Source organism: Egbenema bharatensis FJBBOT/2019 (genome assembly GCF_048077055.1).
GTDB classification, from domain to species: domain Bacteria; phylum Cyanobacteriota; class Cyanobacteriia; order Elainellales; family Elainellaceae; genus Egbenema; species Egbenema bharatensis.
In genome coordinates, this window is sequence record NZ_CP182236.1 from 4,537,034 (window position 1) to 4,554,486 (window position 17,453).

General features: G+C 51.8%; 17 protein-coding genes and 2 pseudogenes. 11 read left to right on the forward strand and 8 right to left on the reverse strand.

The window, feature by feature from the left end:
• Positions 1 to 324: 324 nt before the first annotated feature.
• On the reverse strand, positions 325 to 870 hold the full coding sequence (locus tag ACM1PF_RS20970) for a hypothetical protein (RefSeq protein ID WP_416666580.1): 546 nt from the start codon (positions 868 to 870) through the stop codon (positions 325 to 327).
• A 353-nt stretch (positions 871 to 1,223) separates the two neighbouring features.
• Here ACM1PF_RS20970 and ACM1PF_RS20975 point away from each other — a divergent pair, with 353 nt between their 5' ends.
• The 6 genes and pseudogenes from ACM1PF_RS20975 (at position 1,224) to ispF (ending at position 3,974) form a co-directional block, all read left to right on the forward strand.
• Positions 1,224 to 1,481 carry a phosphoglycerate mutase family protein gene (locus ACM1PF_RS20975; protein WP_416666581.1) on the forward strand — a complete coding sequence of 86 codons (258 nt, stop codon included), beginning with the start codon at positions 1,224 to 1,226 and terminating at the stop codon, positions 1,479 to 1,481.
• The gene (locus ACM1PF_RS20980) at positions 1,445 to 1,912 is read left to right on the forward strand and encodes a hypothetical protein (RefSeq protein WP_416666582.1); all 468 of its coding nucleotides are present in this window, start codon (positions 1,445 to 1,447) and stop codon (positions 1,910 to 1,912) included. The genes ACM1PF_RS20975 and ACM1PF_RS20980 overlap by 37 nt, the downstream gene beginning before the upstream one ends.
• On the forward strand, positions 1,864 to 2,202 hold the full coding sequence (locus ACM1PF_RS20985) for a histidine phosphatase family protein (RefSeq protein ID WP_416676744.1): 339 nt from the start codon (positions 1,864 to 1,866) through the stop codon (positions 2,200 to 2,202). Before ACM1PF_RS20980 ends, ACM1PF_RS20985 begins: the two co-directional genes overlap by 49 nt.
• Positions 2,203 to 2,489: 287 nt before the next feature.
• Positions 2,490 to 2,963 (forward strand): hypothetical protein, encoded by a 474-nt coding sequence (locus ACM1PF_RS20990; RefSeq protein ID WP_416666583.1) that lies wholly within the window; start codon positions 2,490 to 2,492, stop codon positions 2,961 to 2,963.
• Entirely contained in the window at positions 2,960 to 3,394 is a 435-nt protein-coding gene (locus ACM1PF_RS20995; RefSeq protein WP_416666584.1) for a hypothetical protein, read from the forward strand. Before ACM1PF_RS20990 ends, ACM1PF_RS20995 begins: the two co-directional genes overlap by 4 nt.
• 101 nt (positions 3,395 to 3,495) lie before the next feature.
• A pseudogene (gene ispF, locus ACM1PF_RS21000) lies at positions 3,496 to 3,974 on the forward strand (2-C-methyl-D-erythritol 2,4-cyclodiphosphate synthase).
• 177 nt (positions 3,975 to 4,151) lie between these two features.
• On the opposite strand, the gene ACM1PF_RS21005 reads toward ispF, so the two are convergent.
• Positions 4,152 to 4,841, reverse strand: coding sequence for a hypothetical protein (locus tag ACM1PF_RS21005; RefSeq protein WP_416666585.1), 690 nt, complete (start codon positions 4,839 to 4,841; stop codon positions 4,152 to 4,154).
• A 265-nt stretch (positions 4,842 to 5,106) separates the two neighbouring features.
• Between ACM1PF_RS21005 and ACM1PF_RS21010 the strand changes: the two genes are divergently transcribed.
• A complete protein-coding gene (locus ACM1PF_RS21010) occupies positions 5,107 to 5,820 on the forward strand; it encodes a PHP domain-containing protein (RefSeq protein WP_416666586.1) in 714 nt (237 codons plus the stop codon).
• Positions 5,821 to 6,038: 218 nt separating this feature from the next.
• On the opposite strand, the gene ACM1PF_RS21015 is transcribed toward ACM1PF_RS21010, so the two are convergent.
• Positions 6,039 to 7,520 (reverse strand): LCP family protein, encoded by a 1,482-nt coding sequence (locus ACM1PF_RS21015; protein WP_416666587.1) that lies wholly within the window; start codon positions 7,518 to 7,520, stop codon positions 6,039 to 6,041.
• Positions 7,521 to 8,019: 499 nt separating this feature from the next.
• Here ACM1PF_RS21015 and ACM1PF_RS21020 point away from each other — a divergent pair, with 499 nt between their 5' ends.
• The 4 genes and pseudogenes from ACM1PF_RS21020 to recJ all read left to right on the forward strand — a co-directional run.
• Positions 8,020 to 8,484, forward strand: a complete 465-nt coding sequence (locus tag ACM1PF_RS21020; RefSeq protein WP_416666588.1) for a HEAT repeat domain-containing protein — start codon at positions 8,020 to 8,022, stop codon at positions 8,482 to 8,484.
• Positions 8,477 to 8,896, forward strand: a complete 420-nt coding sequence (locus tag ACM1PF_RS21025; RefSeq protein ID WP_416666589.1) for a type II toxin-antitoxin system VapC family toxin — start codon at positions 8,477 to 8,479, stop codon at positions 8,894 to 8,896. The genes ACM1PF_RS21020 and ACM1PF_RS21025 overlap by 8 nt, the downstream gene beginning before the upstream one ends.
• A gap of 18 nt (positions 8,897 to 8,914) precedes the next feature.
• Positions 8,915 to 9,406 carry a hypothetical protein gene (locus ACM1PF_RS21030; RefSeq protein ID WP_416666590.1) on the forward strand — a complete coding sequence of 164 codons (492 nt, stop codon included), beginning with the start codon at positions 8,915 to 8,917 and terminating at the stop codon, positions 9,404 to 9,406.
• A 425-nt stretch (positions 9,407 to 9,831) separates the two neighbouring features.
• A pseudogene (recJ, locus tag ACM1PF_RS21035) lies at positions 9,832 to 11,597 on the forward strand (single-stranded-DNA-specific exonuclease RecJ); the annotation flags it as partial.
• Positions 11,598 to 13,264: 1,667 nt separating this feature from the next.
• On the opposite strand, the gene ACM1PF_RS21040 reads toward recJ, so the two are convergent.
• The 5 genes from ACM1PF_RS21040 to ACM1PF_RS21060 form a co-directional block, all read right to left on the reverse strand.
• Entirely contained in the window at positions 13,265 to 14,116 is an 852-nt protein-coding gene (locus tag ACM1PF_RS21040) for a radical SAM protein (protein ID WP_416666591.1), read from the reverse strand.
• A 29-nt stretch (positions 14,117 to 14,145) separates the two neighbouring features.
• The gene (locus ACM1PF_RS21045) at positions 14,146 to 14,763 is read right to left on the reverse strand and encodes an extracellular solute-binding protein (protein WP_416666592.1); all 618 of its coding nucleotides are present in this window, start codon (positions 14,761 to 14,763) and stop codon (positions 14,146 to 14,148) included.
• The gene (locus ACM1PF_RS21050; RefSeq protein WP_416666593.1) at positions 14,756 to 15,424 is read right to left on the reverse strand and encodes an ABC transporter substrate-binding protein; all 669 of its coding nucleotides are present in this window, start codon (positions 15,422 to 15,424) and stop codon (positions 14,756 to 14,758) included. Before ACM1PF_RS21050 ends, ACM1PF_RS21045 begins: the two co-directional genes overlap by 8 nt.
• 67 nt (positions 15,425 to 15,491) lie before the next feature.
• Positions 15,492 to 16,574 carry an ABC transporter ATP-binding protein gene (locus ACM1PF_RS21055; RefSeq protein WP_416666594.1) on the reverse strand — a complete coding sequence of 361 codons (1,083 nt, stop codon included), beginning with the start codon at positions 16,572 to 16,574 and terminating at the stop codon, positions 15,492 to 15,494.
• 42 nt (positions 16,575 to 16,616) lie between these two features.
• Entirely contained in the window at positions 16,617 to 17,441 is an 825-nt protein-coding gene (locus ACM1PF_RS21060) for an ABC transporter permease (protein ID WP_416666595.1), read from the reverse strand.
• Between the last annotated feature and the right edge of the window lie 12 nt (positions 17,442 to 17,453).

The window sequence follows — 17,453 nt, forward strand, 5'->3', positions numbered from 1 at the left end:
TAATGAACAGCTGCCAGAAACAGGTTCCAGAATTGCCATCGCTATGACGAAGGGATGAAAATGATCTCCGCGATCAGCCAGGCGATCGACCGATCGTGAATCTTGGAGATCCTTTTCACTACAGCACAAATGAACCCCTTTTAACCAGTGGCTAGATGCTCTAAAACCTTTCTGAAAATTGGAATCCAAAAATTGGACTCCGAAAACTTGACAGAGCTTCCGAACCCTAAAACTCCGTCAAAATTTTCGGATCACAATGGGAAACACGATGGATGAACGTCCCAGTTGATGGGTCAGGTGTGAGGAGTAGAACAGCCTGGGAAACTACTTGCGGCGACGACTCGTCGAACGAGTTGAGGTTCGCTTAGCTCTGGTCGAAGTAGCATCCCCCGTACTACGACGACCCCGTCCCGTGGTTTTTGGTTCGGCTTCGATGACTTCTACCTCCGGTTCAGTTTTTTGGGCTGCCGCTCGCCCCCGCTTTCGAGTCGTTTTTTCTGCTGTGTCCGTTGATGCTTCAGATGCATCATCTTCCTCATCAGTCGAAACATCCTCACTCTTGGAGCCTCGGCGCGATCGAGTTTTTGTGGCTGTGGTTTTCCGCTTCCCTCGACCCGCAGGGGCATATCGCTTGAGCGTGGTTACACTGATTTCAATGCCATTGCCAGAGAGAATCTCTGCAATCTCTTCGTAGCTGTATCCTTTCGCCAATGCAGCCCGAATATCTTCCTGAAGCTCATCAACTGCTTCTCGCAGTGACATGACTTCCTTGGGTTTCTCCGGCAGGTTTTGCAGAAGTGCATTTGCCTGATCGATCGCTTGATTGGTGACATTCGCGGACTTGATTCGTCGATTTGCTGAAGTTGCCATTTTTGATAACTAAACACAAAACAGATTCCATTCATTCTATTTCCTAGTTGACAGAATTGGCATGGGTATTCTCAATTCAGTGACAATTTTTTTCTTGAAACGTGGCAGATGACTGGGGCAGTCGTGGCAATTTCCGGATTGTTCCCAATCGATTGAAGATTCTGTCACAATTTCTGATGCTCCGACTTTCCCATAGCCGAGACATTGTAAAGAACCGGATTGGGCAATTCATCTTTTCAAACTGCCGCAGTGCTGGTGCAACTTTTACCCGCCTGAATTCCCATCGGGTCATGGTGCACGAATTCAAGCGAGTGCTAGTATGATTCCTTCATTACATTGATCGGTCAAATTTTATGAGGTTACTCAAACTGCTCTTTATCCGTCATGCTCAATCCGTAGGCAATCAACAAAAGCGGATGCAGGGACAAGCTGAATTTGAACTCTCTCCGGAGGGAAGGCATCAGGCGGAGAAACTGGCCCAGCGGTTACTGACGGAAGGATGGCGACCATCTTATGTTTATACCAGTCCCTTAAAACGTACCGTTCAAACCACTGAGATTTTGCTGGCCGGTTTTTGGCTGAGCCCCTCCCCTCTAATATCAGTGACTTGATGGATGGTGAAGTGGGTACTCCCATTCCAGAACTAACGACCACTGCACTCCATCCAGGTGATTCATCCTGCATGGGATCAGGAGTTGAATCAACCACAGCATTCAACATCCGATCGAGCCACAACTTGAGCCACAACGCCGCATCATCCCCAAGCATCGAACCAGAACCAGGTCTTGAATTGGATGAAGACAATGTTCGATCGCCTGCTCCAACGATTGCTGCCACCACCGCTCCACAGAACGTCAAACATCAAACTTTTCAAACCCGAGAGGGCGATATCACCGTAGAGTATGCTGACGAGTTACAAGAACATCAGAACGGAATTTTTCAAGGTCTCACCTGGCCGAAGCACGGGCCCAATATCCCGATTTATGTCATGCGCTGGAATCTTCCTCCGATTGGATTCCTGTGCCTGGAGCTGAGTCTTTAAAGACTGCCCGCGATCGAGCGCATCGATTTATCCAACGTCTGCTCGATCGTCACACCGATGGAGAGCACATTTGGATTATTACCCATAGCTGGATTATGCAACACCTGATCTCAGAACTGATGGGCTGCGATCGATCCTGGAGACTTCATGCCCACAATACTGCCTTGTTTGAATTCTGGATTGATCGATCGCGGTGGCAACGCACAGACCAAAATCGCTTTAATACGGATCTATGGCAAATTCGACGATTTAATGATCATCAACATCTCAGCAGCGGTGATAGCTGGTAACGGTTCATCTGCAAAACGGATCTGATCCAGGGAAACTACCAGAGCAACAATCGCTTAAAACCATCGTCATGGGCAGGAAATTTAAATCAGGGATTGCGGAAAAGTTGCATACAGCGAACTGTTGCTTGATTTGTAGAAGATGAAAAATCGTCCCCAACATATTGAAAAAGTTTAAAAAAAGGTTATTTTTAGTATCAACGGCTTCTGTTTGATATCATTTGACCCGCAACGAAAACATCTTTCAACCCTTCTCCAGTCCCACACGTTCGGTGAACAATCGGTGAACAATGGTCGATTCAATAGATGACATTGCAAGGCAAGCTCGTCAAGGCAGCGTCTCTGCAATTATTCAAATCCTCAACGAAAAATTGGCAGACTCTGGAGTGCGTACCAGAGCCGTATTTGAGCAAGGTGTCTTGCAACTTTTGTGTGAAGCTGCCACGCCAGAGCAGTTGGAGCAGTCTGTTTTAGTGCCAGATGTACGGCGCATTCTGGAAGCGATTCAACCTCGTCGAATTCGTCGGGTAAACATCAACAGCCGCATTGTTCGAGAACAGCAATTGCTTTGGCTAGAAGAAATTAACCGAGATGGGGTCAATCAATTGCTCTGGTCTGAAGAAATCGTGCTGAACCGTCCTAATTTTATGCAACGGTTTTTCCGAGATCTGGGCGATCGTCCCCCCTTGACCCCAAAACCAGTTTTCCCAAGAAATCTCCCACCCGGTTTGCCCGTGAAAAAAGCCTGTTCTGGCGGGGTTTGATTGGCGGAGCCAGCCTCAGCGTTTTTTTGCTGCTGGTCGGTTGGACCGTTTACAACTGGGTGGGGCGATCGGAGTCCCCGGTAGCAACGGAAAATTCAGCCATTGAAGATCCGAATGCAGATCCGAATACAGACTCACCAGATTTGGTGCAGGTTTCCCCAGAGGCAAACCCCCAGCCCAATCCCAACGCCGATCCCAACGCCGATCCCTTTGCCGATGCAGTGCGGCTGGCTGAGGGAGCGGTAGCAGCAGGGCAACAGGCCCAAACGCCAGAAGAATGGCAAGCCCTGGCCGAACAGTGGCAACGCGCATCTGAATTGATGGCTCAGATTCCATCGACGGATCCCCGTTACGGAGTCGCCCAAGACCGGGTAGGAGTCTATCGGCAAAATGCTGAAACCGCGTTGGCGCAGGCAAGCGTTGAAAACTAGATCGCTGGGTTGGCTGCAATTGGGCTGGCTATCAACCGGAGAATGCAGGCTGAGAACAGGCTGAGACAGGAAATCCTTGAGAGATTGGGACGACAAAAATCATGAGTGTCAGAATTGGCAACGGGTACGACATTCACCAACTGGTGCACGATCGGCCGCTGGTTTTGGGTGGAGTGAAGATTGACCATGAGTTGGGGCTGCTGGGGCATAGCGATGCCGATGTTTTGACCCATGCCATCATGGATGCCATGCTGGGAGCCTTAAGCCTGGGGGATATTGGGCATTATTTTCCCCCCAGCGATCCCCAGTGGGCCGGAGCAGATAGTCTGGAGCTTCTAGCGCAGGTGAACCAACTGATTCGAGATAAGGGTTGGAAGATCGGCAATCTGGATTCAGTGATTGTAGCGGAACGCCCCAAACTCAAGCCCCACCTTCAGTCCATGCGCGATCGACTGGCCACGGTGCTGGAGATTTCTGCCAACCAAATTGGCATTAAGGCAACCACCAACGAGAAATTGGGCCGACAGGACGGGAAGAAGGGATCGCGGCCTATGCCGTCGTGCTGTTGCAAGAGGAATAAGCCCACGATCGAGATCAAGGATCGTGGATTAAATAACCTGTTCACCGTTCTGCTGCTTTGACTGGGCGGGCAAGATGTCCACCCCACAAGAATCTGCTGCTTTGACTGGGCGGGCAGGATGCCCACCCCACAAGAATCTCAGGTTATTAAATTTGTGTTCCTAAGGATGCTCCGTTCTTAGTTGCAGGGCGCGAGATTGGAACCGCCCCCAACCAAACGTTCAGCAATCCAACCCGTACGAGTTGTGTTGGTTAGGCTGGTGTAGCGCACCTGCATCCAGACATAGCTACCGACAGTTTGGCGATTGGGGGGAGTGCTAGTGGAAAATACCTGGGAGCCTCCCGCTGGCCCATCTAAAGATCCGCCTGGAGTGCGTTGAGGCTGACCATTCGGGGCTTCGCGGGCAATCAACCCATTGGTAGGCAAGACCCGGAAGCAGGTTTCGCTGGGCGGCAATTGATCACACCCCGTCAAAAAAGCTGCATTGACCCACCCTACAACTCGGATATCCGATGTGGGGGAGGTTCGATAGTAGACCTGGGCCCGTCCTTCCCGCAGAACGCCAGTGAGGGTGACGGGAGTTCTGGCAGCAAATGTTCCAACCCGATTGACCGCAGATAGGCTGGAGTCGGCAAATACCTCTACTGGGCGATTGGTGGCCCGACAAGCTCCGATAAAGCCCGGTCGCTCAAACGCGGGAAGATCTTCAGTGGCGGCTGGGGTGATTTCTCGAGTGGGGGCGGCAGGCTCTGGTGTAAACCCTGGCTCTTGAGCGATCGCAGGTAATTTTAGTCCCAGGACAGTTGGGGCAACCAGGAAAAGGGCCAGCCCAGCAGACTTCATCATTTGAACATTAAATTTTTTCATAAATTTACAGTAGTAAACACTCATAAATCCAATGAAACAAAACCATTTACGTCGAGAGTGTACCACAAGAGGGTTCACCGCTCGATTCGCCCAATTTATCAGTTTTTTGGCAGTTTGAGTGATGCACCCTAAAGGCTCCTTTTTGTATCCTTGCGCCGCCGCCTTTTGCCTTTTGTCGGTTGTCTTCCCCCTTTGCATCCCCCACCCCCCTTTCGACGGGATGTATAGTAGAAAGCAGAGAAATGTAAATAACCGTAACGGAACTATGGCTGTCGATCTGGCTCGGAGTTCGGTTTGGTCAGCGGCGCAGGACGCAAAGACACTCAGATCTATCTTTGAAACGATTCATGCGGAAAGCTGCCCTCGATCGTTCAACTTTCATATCCATACCGTCTGTTCAGATGGACGATTGCAGCCGGAACAGGTGGTGAAACAGGCGATCGAAATTGGACTACAGGGATTTGCGATTACAGACCATCACAGCGTTAATGGTTATCGCAAAGCACAGCGATACTTAGAAAATTGGATCTGGTCATCATTTGATACGCCTCAACCCAAAGTAGCTCCAACCCTCTGGACGGGGATGGAAATTAATGCAGGGCTATTGGGAGTGGACGTTCACATTTTGGCCTATGCCTTTGATCCAGCCCATAAAGCCCTCTGTCCCTATCAGCGGGGTGCTACTGTGTCAGAGCAGGTTTACGCTGCGGCTCGTGTGATTGAGGCAGTTCATGAAGCTGGCGGAATTGCGATTTTAGCCCACCCAGCTCGCTACCGTCGATCGCCCTTTGAACTGATTCCCGAAGCTGCTCGGCTGGGGATTGATGGGGTCGAGGCTTACTACGCTTACGGCAATCCATTCCCCTGGTCTCCCAGTCTAGAGCAAACGGCGGAAGTACGAGGTCTGGCTGAGGCCTATGGACTGCTGCATACTTGTGGAACCGATACCCACGGGATGAGCTTAATGCAGCGGATTTAGGCAGGCAAGGTGTATCCCAGTTTAGATCGGTTTGCTTTGCTGACTGGGCGGGCAAGACTTCGGCTTGAGCCCTTCGGCTTGAGCTCAGGTCGAAAGCTCAGTCGAAACGCTGCCCACCCCACAAGAATATCCAGTTGGTTGAATTGGCATCTCTTAATAAGCTGGCTCTGGTTCCTGCAACGGATCGGGCTGGATGGTGGGATAATACTCCTCCTCGCTCAGACCCGGATCGATCGCCTCAGGATACTCCTCTGAGTAAACCGTTTCAGGATAGACGGAGTTAGCTGGCTGGATCGTTTCCACGGTCGGATCAAGAGCGGGGGGCAGGAGGGGCCGTAGGAATCCTGTCCCAAACGAATAGTAATGTCTGAAGCCAGGCTGCCTGTACTTTCCACCAGCACTTCCCCAAATCCTAGCCCTTCCTGGAGTTCCCTGGCGGCGCGGGCATCTCCCTGCTGCGCGATAATCTGCGTTGTGACTAGCGGTTCCTGCCAGGGATAGTCCACATAGACATTGCCATAGCCCGCATTGCCAAGGTGATTCAGCAGATTTTGCAGCGTGTAAGGGTCTCCAATACTGTCTTGAATGGCGATCCGCGCCTGAGTTGCAAATTCCCTGACATCAGCCGTATTCGCACTGCCAAAGTATTGATGCACCATCACATCAATCTGGTGATGATTGGGAATCCAGTAGCTCGCTCCATACTCTGCCTCTGAGCCAAAATCCCCAGGAACCATCAGCATTTTCACGTTAGGGCGATCGGTTTGGGCGGCAAATCCAATCAGCGCAATCAGTTCCTCAACGCTCAGGTTCGTATCCAGGTTGGACTGAATCACCGACAGGATTTGGGGAATTCGGGGGAGTGTGGCGGGTTTCAGCACCTGATCCGTCAAAGACCGCATAAACATTTGCTGCCGTTGGATGCGCCCGATGTCACCGTACTCGTCGTAGCGAAACCGGAGGAAACCGAGGGCTTCCTTGCCGTTTAAGTGCTGTTCTCCCTGCTGAAGATTAATATACAAATGCTGAGACTCATCGGTATATTTCATGTCTTTGGGCACATAAACCGTCACGCCGCCCAGGGCATCCAGCAGTTTCTCGACCCCCTGGACATTGATCCGAACGTAGCGATCGATGCCTACTCCCCCCAATAACTCACTCGTCGATCGGGCACTGAGGGCTGGGCCACCCACCGCATTAGCCGCATTAATTTTGGTTAAGCCCATTCCCTCGACCCAGGCACGGGTATCTCTGGGGATAGACAGTACGGTGACTTGATGAGTATCAGGATTAAAACGAATCAGCAGCATACTATCGGTCAGCCCTTCTAGAGAATTGACCGGAGCGTGATAACCCAGATCTCTCACCTCTGGCGGTGGATCATCCACATCTGAGGACAGCACCTTTACCCCCAGCACCAAAATATTGACCGGACGAGTCAGCCGGGGCAATCGCAGGTTCATACCCGATGAGATGGGGTCATTCTGGTTAAAAATGCTGTCATCCCCCCCATGTAAAGGAGATTGGATCAGGGGAGTGCCAGCGATCGCCACGGCCAGCAATGCACCTGCCGAAGCTGAGACAGCCGCCACCCCCGTTAAGCTAAACAACAGCCATAACCATCGCCATCGACCAAATTTGGATGGTTTTTTGCGGAGTACCTTAGGGGCAGAGTGGGAATTATAAGCTTTCGGGGACACGGACTTCCTCACACGTAAACAGGAGAGAACTAGAAGCGTCAGAAATTTTTCTCAAGGCAAATGCCAACCCAAGCCCAGCAAGCGGAGGGGCATCCGTTGCTGTTGACTGAACATCCCGCGAACGAACCGGAATGGTCTTGTATCTGCCAGATATTAACTAAAAAATAAGCATTCGTCAGCAGGCGGAGCATAATTAGCAGCAAGGTTACATAGCAGATGATTACAGGTTCACGGAACCAGAAAACTGATAGTTTATCGTGTCAGAAGAAATTTGTAACACACTTCAGCGCAAATCGTATTAATCCCGAAGATTTTGGGCTTTGGGGCAACGGATAGAAAAATTGGGAATGTTGGGAATGTACTGTCAGCCTTCTCCCCCAGGATGAACCCTGTAAAATAAGAGCATTCCTGGGCAAAGCGTCGGGCTTGGTGAATTGTATGCCTCGCGCGACCTCTGGCGTTATCTTCTAGCCTGATCTGCAATCTCTCCTCAACTCAGATGACAAAACTGCTCACCATCGAACTTCCAGAAGAACTGGAGCAACAACTCGTTGTTCAAGCCCATGCTCTGAACGCACCCCTGGAGAGTCTGGTTGTTCAGACCCTTACTGCACTTTCAACTCTGATCCAGTCCCTCCAGGACGATAACCCAGCCATGCGCCAGGGAGCAGCAGCAGCACTGGGTGCGATCGGGACGGAGGCAGTCGTGCCTCTATTGGTTCAGTCACTTCAAGACGATATCCCCCAGGTTCGCCAAACGGCTGAAGCGGCTCTGAGAAAAATCGGTACTGAGACAGCATTGACCGCAATAAAGACAGCATTTCCGCCAAAATCTAGGGTCGATCGCTACGACCCCATCACGCCGCTCATTGGCACCCTACATCTGAACACGACTGACCTGGCTGAAAACCACGATCGCTACCTTGGCGAAGCCCTGACCCAGGAGCTAAACTCCGGTGAGTAGGCTGTTCATAGATACATCGGGCTGGGCCAGTTTGTTCATTCCAACTGAATCTTTCCACATTCAAGCCGCTCACCATTTTGCTCAAGCACAAAAGCAGTACCAGTCTTTGATCACCACCAACTACATCGTGACTGAATTGGTAGCACTACTGAGCATTCGCCAATGTGCCCCCCGCAATACGCTCTTCCAGTACATTGACTCAATCAGAACTGCTTCAATAGTGGAGGTCATTCATATTGATGCAGCCACAGATACTACTGCTTGGGAACTTTGCAAAAGCAGACCTGACAAGGTGTGGTCTTTAGTCGATTGCACCTCCTTCGTGATTATGCAACGATCGGGCATCCAGAATGCGTTAACCACGGATCACCATTTTGAACAAGCAGGCTACGTTCGCCTACTGAAGCGATGACAGTTAAGGAGCTTACCTATGAGCCAGAACATCGATCACCGACGACACTACCCATCTCTCGCCCAACTCAGTTTCTGCGGCTGGCTGATTAGCGTTGGCTATGCGGCCATCTCTCCCCCTGTCTCCGCTCAACCCGATGCCCCTTCCCTTTCTCAATTCTCGATCGCCCAAACCTGCACCGCCAACTGTGGCTCCCGCCAAATCCAGTTCACCCCCGGACAGGCAGTACGGCTCCAGATGTCCAACCGAACCTCCAGCCTGGTGCGAGTCCAACAGCGACCCCTGACGGATACGATCGCCCTTCCTCCGGGCGCTGAGGTCGAAATTAGCTCCAACTTTGGCACAGAGCCGAACCTGTCTGTGATCTTCTGGGATGAAACGAATCTGGGGCTAAGGGCAGTCCTCTTCCGTCCGGAACCGAATCTGCTGCGGATCGAACTGATTCCCGGATCGGGGACAGGCGATCGATCGGTTTATATCGAAAACGATGGTCGAGTTCGGTTATTCTAGCCTTTAGTACAATTATCCTAATTTAGAGAAAATCATCAGAATCGTTGTCGATCGATTATCGTAGGTTGGGTTAAGCTTGCGAAACCCAACGCCCCAGGGAATGCAAATTGAATAGCCTGATCTTGTGAATAGCCTGATGGGGAATAGTCATCTTGCTCCCTCCGTCAATGGGGCATCATTACACAGGTTATTTAATCCGCCATTCTCAGTGTTAACATCTCGAATCAAAGCATGTTGGGTTTCATGCCTCAACCCAACCTACAGGAATCTACTCAGTCCTCAGTCCTCAGTCCTACGGGCTAACGCCCACGCTCCGCGAACAGTCCTCAGTCCTCAGTCCTCAGTCCTCAGTCCTACGGGCTAACGCCCACGCTCCGCGAACAGTCCTCAGTCCTCAGTCCTCAGTCCTCAGTCCTCCTTACCTCGTGTCCCGTTCCTCCTCCTGTCCAAACCAAAGATGGCACATTGCTCCAGCCCAGCCGGAGAAAGCGGCCCAGTTGGGCCATATCACCCAGCTTTCTCCCCTATTGGGGCAGGTGTTGATCAATCGAGGATTTGATACCCCTGATGCAGCGCAGGTATTTCTGGATCCTGAACGGCAGCAGTTGCCTTCTCCCCTGGAGGAGTTTCCCGATTTACCGATCGCCCTGGAGTTTTTGCTGCGAGCCATTGCCAGCCGTCAGCCGATCGCCATTTGTGGGGATTATGATGCGGATGGCATGACCAGTACAGCTCTGTTGCTGCGGGCGTTGCGGGCGATGGGGGCTGTGGTGGACTATGCAATTCCCAGCCGAATGCAGGAGGGATACGGCATCAATCGGCGGATTGTGGAGGAGTTTTACCAGGAAGGCGTGGGGCTGATCCTGACGGTGGATAACGGGATTGCAGCCTATGAGCCGATCGCCAGAGCCAGGGAATTAGGGCTGACGGTCATTATTACCGATCACCACGACATTCCGGAAGTTTTGCCGCCCGCCAATGCGATTTTGAACCCGAAGCTGATTGATCCAGAGTCGCCCTACTGTGGGATTGCGGGAGTGGGGGTGGCCTATGTGCTGGCGGTTTGTTTGGCCCAGTGTTTGCAGAAAACCCAGGATTTAACGACTCCCCTGCTGGAATTATTTACGCTAGGGACGATCGCGGATTTAGCCCCTCTAGCGGGAGTAAACCGACGGTGGGTGCGGCGCGGCTTGAAATTATTGCCCCAGTCGCGGATTGTGGGGATTCAGGCATTGGTACAGGTGGCGGGTTTAAGCCAGGAGAAGCAGCTCAAGCCAGAGGCGATCGGCTTTCGGTTGGGCCAAGGATTAATGCGATCGGGCGCATTTCAGACCCGCAGATTGTGATTGAACTGCTGACGACGGAAGATGAGGGGTTGGCCCTGGAACGGGCCATGCAGTGTGAGCAGGTCAACCAACTGCGGCAACGATTGTGTGAACTGATTGAACAGGAAGCGATCGCCTACTGTGAGCAAAGCCAGATGGATTGGCAGTCCGATCGGGTTCTGGTGGTGGTGCAACCCGACTGGCATCATGGGGTGATTGGCATTGTAGCGTCGCGGCTGGTGGAGCGGTACGGTGTGCCCGTGTTCATTGGCACCTATGAAGAAGAGGATCCCGATCGCATCCGAGGGTCTGCCCGCAGCATTCCAGAATTCCATGTGTTTGAAGCCCTCCAGTTTTGCGGTGAGATTCTCGATCGATACGGCGGACACCGGGCCGCTGGGGGTTTTTCCCTGGAGGCAAAGCACCTGGAAGAATTTCGATCGCGCCTCAGCCTGTTTGCCAACGGGCAACTGCAACCGGAACACCTCAAACCCCTGGTGACGATCGATGCCCAGGCCCACCTCAGCGATCTCACCTTCAACCTCTATCACCAGATTGATGCCCTCCACCCCTGCGGCATCGAAAATCCTGACCCCGTCTTCTGGACTCCCAACGTCCGCATCCTGGAACAAAAGGCGATCGGCCGCACCCAGTCCCACCTCAAACTCACCCTCACCCAACCTGAAATATCTTCGTCTGTACGGGCGAATCGCGATTCGCCCCTACCTCCTCCCTCAATCAAAGCAATCGCCTGGCGATGGGGAGAATACTATCCTTTACCCAGCCCGATCGACATTGCCTATCGTTTACGACTCAATGAATGGAACGGCACTCAGTCAGTGGAACTGGAACTGGTCGGGGTGCGTCCTGCGGCAGGTCAACCCGCGATCGATTCCAGGGGGATTCAGGATCGGGATAGGGAGCAGGGGCGATTGAACCGTCCAGTGCGCTATCCAGAATCCGTCCAATCCATTCGCAATGAGTCCAAATCCGGGCGAAACCATCCATCAGATCAAGGGATAAATCAGCCTGACGATCATCATTCGGGTAGCAATCCTCTCCCTAATTTGGTTAATGAAGGCGTTGAATCACCAGATTGTGATTTAAACCAAACTGCCAGTCTGTTTCAGCCAGAAAATCATCAACCAGAAAATCATCAACCAGAAGAGTATCAACCAGAGAATCATCAATCAGAAGAGTATCAACCAGAAGAGTATCAACCAGAGAATCATCAATCAGAAGAGTATCAACCAGAAGAGTATCAACCAGAGAATCAGCAGCCAGAAGAGTATCAACCAGAAGAGTATCAACCCGATCGCCCTTCCCTGGAAGAGGAACTGCGGGAATCCCGATTTCTGCAAACCTCAACACCGATCGAGTTTTATTACAACAAACGCAAGTACACCTGCGGTATTTCCCAGGTGAATGACACAAAGGAACTGCGAATTCGTAACTTCGCTGGACAGGTGCTGGCGATTCAACCCCAACAGCGTCGAGGACTCCTCGGTAAATGTCGAGCGGAAGCGAAGGAGATTGATATTTCAGAACCGTATTATTTCAACTTAATTCGATCCGCCCTCAGTGCATTGGAGCTATCGGAGAAGAATCAATTACTGGAGCAGAAAAAAAAACTCTTGACTGAGAAAGATCAGCACATTCTGACGCTGCATGATCAAATCTCTCACTTGAATCAAGAACTAAACCAGACTCAGGAGCAAGAGGAACAACTGCGATCGCTCCAGACAGAACTTCAGCAGCGACAGGCGACTTTACACGAATACGAAAGCCAGATCACCGAACTTCAGATTCAGATTGAAACTGAAAAAGCTCTAGCTAAGGAATCCTCTACGCCCAAATCAGTCCGTCAATCAGTTCCAGAAAAGATCGATCCCAACGATCCAAAACAGCAAGCCAGAAAACAATTTGGGAGTAACCGCTGGCTCAAGCTGAATCCCCATAGTCAGCGCGATCTGGTGACTGCCTTTAAGCATCAGATGGCAATTCAAAGTGAATCAACTTTAGATGCGATCGCCGATTATTCAGAAGCAGGATTGCGATTAGGATTTGTCGTGGAGCGAGAAGTAGTTCAACCTTTCTTCAAGCACCTGCATCAGTACTTGTTGAACAATGGCGGTACGGATGAAATTGGTGGAGTCACGCTGAGAGCCAGGAAAAAATATACCCTGGGAATGCTGCCCCCCCTTCTGTCAGCCCAGTGGTATTCCTTTCGAGAATCGGTGCTAAAGGGCGATCGGCCCTCTCCAGAGGAGGATTTGTACTGTTCCGTCCAGTTTGATACCGTCAACCAGAAAGACCGCACTGCAATCCAGACTTTCCTCGACCAGTGGCCGCATCCCGTCGCGGAGTGGATCGTCCAGCAGCCCGTCGGAGCTGCATCAGCGATCGATCAAATCAACAAATTGCGAAATATTGCTGCCCATGCGGACTCACCGTTACAGGCTTGGCAGTACGATTTGCTGCAAGCGTTGGTGATGGGGAGTGATTCTCAACGAGGCATTTTTCAAGAAATGTATCAGGATTGAGCAGCGATCGCCTCCCTAAATTCTGGAGGGGGTAATTGCTCTAAATGTTTCCAGCACACGGTACAGGCAGGAAGTTGATGTTCAGCGGCAAAGGGTTCGTGAACCTGATCAAGCCAATCAAAAAATGCCTGGAAATTATGGGCGATCGTTTCAGGAGAGCTATTCACCGTTCCCAGTTGAAAATGGGGAGCCTGATTTTCGATCGCAAAGGGACAGGCATGGAATTTGCCTTCGGTGGTCAGAACCGGATAGCAATGGGGACAGCGGGAACTGGCTTTGGGGCGGGTCGTTTCTCCGGAAAATGGCTCCACCCCGCGACCGGAATCCACCACATCGGAATGACCAATGGCGATCGTGCCTGGATGGTCGATTTCGTACTGTTCTAACCGTTCCAGAGATTGACGCGGCATTTGTGGCGCACCATCCCCCGTCGTAATGGAATAATTTAACGAAGCCGTGGTGTTCTGCAACGGATCAGACTCCAGGATTTCGAGTAATCGCGCTGCCTGAATCCCATTGGAATAAATCACGATCGCCCCTTGATACCCATGCTGGCGCAGGTAAGCGATCGCCCAGATCACATTCTCATGGTTCAGGGTCGGTTCCCCACCATAGAATTTGACCGCTCCCTGCTCGTGCAGCATCACAGTTTGCAGGACGGCATCTAAATGGGTTTGAGTGTATTCCGCATAGTTTCCCTTGGGACTACCAAACACCGTACAAAACGAGCAATCCCGATTACATTGATTACCGGGATAAAGATGGAGTTCCATCAGGCGATTTTGCTGGATCACGCCTCGATCACGAGACGATCGTTCTTTGAAGATAGTGTGCGCTGGCATAGTATTCTCTGGCATAGCGTTCTCTAGTATTACGAGGCAATTTGTGCTTCCCAACCTTGTTCGAGCCGTGTGGTGTATTCGGCATTAACGACCGGAACGGTCTCACTGATTAACTCCTGCAAGGGAATGCCATAATTCTCCTCCACCCTGGCGAATTCCGATCGCAAATCGTCCGGTACTTTGCTGATGTCCAGGAGTGGCGGATCGCCCCAAACCTCTGGTTTAAACTTCTCCAGTTGACCTTCCGGGCTGGAGAGGATATTGGCTAACACCATTGCTCCGGCTGGATTGCTGGCATTAATGGGAATGGCAGTGAACGAGGGATCATTCAGGGAAATTCCCGGCATCGTAAAGGCTTGCGTGGTGGCAGGAAATTGTCCCGTGGTCAATCCTTCCGCAACGCGAGAAATAAACACGGGCATCATCCAGATCTCGCCATTGGCAAACAGTTCGTGCAGGCGAGCCTGGGTGGGCGGATAGGTTTCCCCTGCGCGCCAGAGGTAGGGTTCTAATTCTCGAAGATAATCAAACACCAGGGGTGAATTCTGATTCCACAGGGCTTCGTCAAATTCTGCCCCCGCGTACTGTTCATAGCCCCCCGTCACGCCATAGAGCGTTTTCAGCAAAAAGCGGCTTCCGTCAAACACAGGTGGAGCCACATAGGCAAAGCGGCGGGATTTTCCCGGCCCAGGTCATTAATTCCTCAAAGGTTTGGGGTGCCTGGGTGACTCGCGCCCTGTCCATTACCATGACGTAGTAGGAGCCAGTGTAGGGAGCAGAATAACCTTCGATCGGCAGTCCAAAGTCGGTCGTCACTGCCGGATTATCCCGATCGTAGTACTGGAGGGCAGGGAGTGCATCATTAAACGGCCCAAACAACAGATTCCCCTGCTTCATCGTCCGAAAGTTTTCACCGTTAATCCAGATCAGATCAACGTTGCCCCCTGTGGTCAATCCCGCCTGGACTTCGCCAATCACCTTATTCACTGCTTCCACCGTATCATTCAGGGGCACCCGATTCAGTGTCACATCATATTCACTGCTTAACCTGGCTCCCACCCACTGATCAGCATAGCGATTGGTCTGATCACTACCGCCCCACATCGCCCAATTCACCGTCGTTCCCCTGGCCGCCGCCACGATCTCTTCCCAGGAGGCTGTGGTGAAATCGATCGCCGATTCTGGATTCGCAGCCTGCTGATTGCGCGCGCAATTTGCCGTTAATGTGGCCAAACAAGTACTGGCTCCTAACCAGAGAAACCGCCGACGGGGCAAGGAAAACCGATCGCGGACATTAAAGGAATTCATCAATTTCACCCAATATCAATCAAAATTACATTCTCAAGATCACAAACCAGACATCACAAACCAAACATCACACAACATTCATTGGCTCAGTCTCCAGAACAGATTCCGCAAAACACCAGAGGGCATCGGGTGGCAGATACGCCCAGACCGTTTGACCGATCGCAAAATTTTGAGTCGGCGCAATCCAGGCTTGAAATGAGCATGGCCATGAACCCTCGGGAGAGATCTGGAGGGTTAAACGACGCTGCATTCCCGTGAATCGGTTGGCTACGACGATCGCTGGAATTAAATTCACCGATGGGAACGGTTCAGGGAATAGCTGAATTTGTTCGGGACGAATCGTGAACTGAATCTGACCCTGCGCTGAATTATGACTGGTCAAGATCACATCCTGGGTAATTCTCCACTGCTGATCCTGAGCCGTTGCCGTGAAGAAATTTACCCCACCCATAAACCGGGCCGTTAACTCATCGCAGGGCTGTTGGTAAAGCTGTTCTGGGGTCGCTACCTGCCGTAAACGACCCTCAAACATCAAAGCAATCCGATCGGACATCACCACTGCTTCAGATTGATCGTGAGTCACCAGCATCAGCGTCACTCCCGTTTGGGCATGAAGCTGTAAAATCAGGGACTGCATCTCTTCCCGCAGGTTGGCATCCAGGGCCGAAAGGGGTTCATCCAACAGCAATAACTTGGGACGGATCACCAGCGATCGGGCCAGGGCCACTCGTTGCGCCTGTCCGCCGGAGAGTTCAGAGGGTTTGCGATCGCCGAAGCCTTCGAGCTGAACCTGTTGCAGCATTGCCCTGGACTGCTGTTCCCGCTCCACCCGATTCACCCCCCGCATTTTTAACCCAAACGCCACATTCTCTCCCACCGTCAGATGGGGAAACAGCAGTCCCCGTTGCAGCACCAGGGCCATATCCCGCTTTTCGGTGGGTACTCGGTTCAGGATTTTTCCATCCAGTTCAATCACCCCCGCATCCGGCGATCGGATTCCAGCAATCAGTTGCAGGGTGGTAGACTTGCCGCAACCCGACGGCCCCAGGAGTGAGACAATTTCCCCCGATCGGATGTCCAACCACAGGTCTTGTACGGCCGGAACACCACGAAAGGATTTCGTCAGGTTTTGCAATCTTAACTGACTCATGCCATTCCTCCCAACCCAGCTTCAACCCTCAGTTCAAACCGTTCAAACATTGCCCAACCCTCCCAAGGCCGCATCATTTTGCAAAGCCCGGCTAGCTAGCAGCAAAAAGAGTAACCCTGGCATCATCGAGGTGATGGCGACCGCTGCAATCAGCCCATTGTTGCCCCCCTGCATCAAGGTGAACAAAACCATTGGTAAAGTGAACACCTGACCACTCCCGACAAAAAAGGTCAGCAAGAACTCATTCCAGGAAATTAAAAAGGCAAACAATGCGCCTACCATCACCCCAGGGGCAATCAACGGTAACGTCACCTGAACCAGCACCTGCACCGGGGAGGCCCCCAGCGATCGCGCCTGAATTTCGTAGTCCCTATTAAAATTGGCGAACACGCTGGCCAGTACCAGGGTCATGTAGGGAATGGTGGGCATCAGGTGAACCAGAATCACCCCGGCTAGGGTACTGTTCAACCCCAACCGAATCAGGATGGACTGAATTCCCATCAATGTGGCCAGGGGCGAGACGATGATAGGAGTCAGGAGGACTAGCTTGAGTACCGTTTTACCAGGAAACTCCATCATGCCTAAGGCGCGTCCTGCCGGAAGTCCCACCAGTAAGGATAAACCCGTGGTGATCAAGGCAATTACTAAACTTTGCAGGACTCCTTCGCTGACCCGTGAGGGGGTGGAAATAATCTGGAGCCAGTGTTGAGTTGTCCATTGGGCTGGAAGCAGTTGCGGAAAGAACCATCCCTGGGCAAAGGACCAGATCAGTAAGGGCAGGAAGGGTAAAAACAGTACCCAAATCACCAGCGTCAGGAGTGAAATTTGCCCAGCTTTGGGGACTTGTAAGGGGGCTTTGAGGAACATTTTTGGGAATTA

Excerpts from the sequence above, each read along its gene's own strand:
- ACM1PF_RS20970 (WP_416666580.1), bottom strand. The coding sequence starts at position 870 with ATGGCAACTTCAGCAAATCGACGAATCAAGTCCGCGAATGTCACCAAT.
- ACM1PF_RS20975 (WP_416666581.1), top strand. The coding sequence starts at position 1,224 with ATGAGGTTACTCAAACTGCTCTTTATCCGTCATGCTCAATCCGTAGGC.
- ACM1PF_RS20990 (WP_416666583.1), top strand. The coding sequence starts at position 2,490 with ATGGTCGATTCAATAGATGACATTGCAAGGCAAGCTCGTCAAGGCAGC.
- ACM1PF_RS21005 (WP_416666585.1), bottom strand. The coding sequence starts at position 4,841 with ATGAAAAAATTTAATGTTCAAATGATGAAGTCTGCTGGGCTGGCCCTT.
- ACM1PF_RS21010 (WP_416666586.1), top strand. The coding sequence starts at position 5,107 with ATGGCTGTCGATCTGGCTCGGAGTTCGGTTTGGTCAGCGGCGCAGGAC.
- ACM1PF_RS21020 (WP_416666588.1), top strand. The coding sequence starts at position 8,020 with ATGACAAAACTGCTCACCATCGAACTTCCAGAAGAACTGGAGCAACAA.
- ACM1PF_RS21030 (WP_416666590.1), top strand. The coding sequence starts at position 8,915 with ATGAGCCAGAACATCGATCACCGACGACACTACCCATCTCTCGCCCAA.
- ACM1PF_RS21040 (WP_416666591.1), bottom strand. The coding sequence starts at position 14,116 with ATGCCAGCGCACACTATCTTCAAAGAACGATCGTCTCGTGATCGAGGC.
- ACM1PF_RS21050 (WP_416666593.1), bottom strand. The coding sequence starts at position 15,424 with ATGAATTCCTTTAATGTCCGCGATCGGTTTTCCTTGCCCCGTCGGCGG.
- ACM1PF_RS21055 (WP_416666594.1), bottom strand. The coding sequence starts at position 16,574 with ATGAGTCAGTTAAGATTGCAAAACCTGACGAAATCCTTTCGTGGTGTT.
- ACM1PF_RS21060 (WP_416666595.1), bottom strand. The coding sequence starts at position 17,441 with ATGTTCCTCAAAGCCCCCTTACAAGTCCCCAAAGCTGGGCAAATTTCA.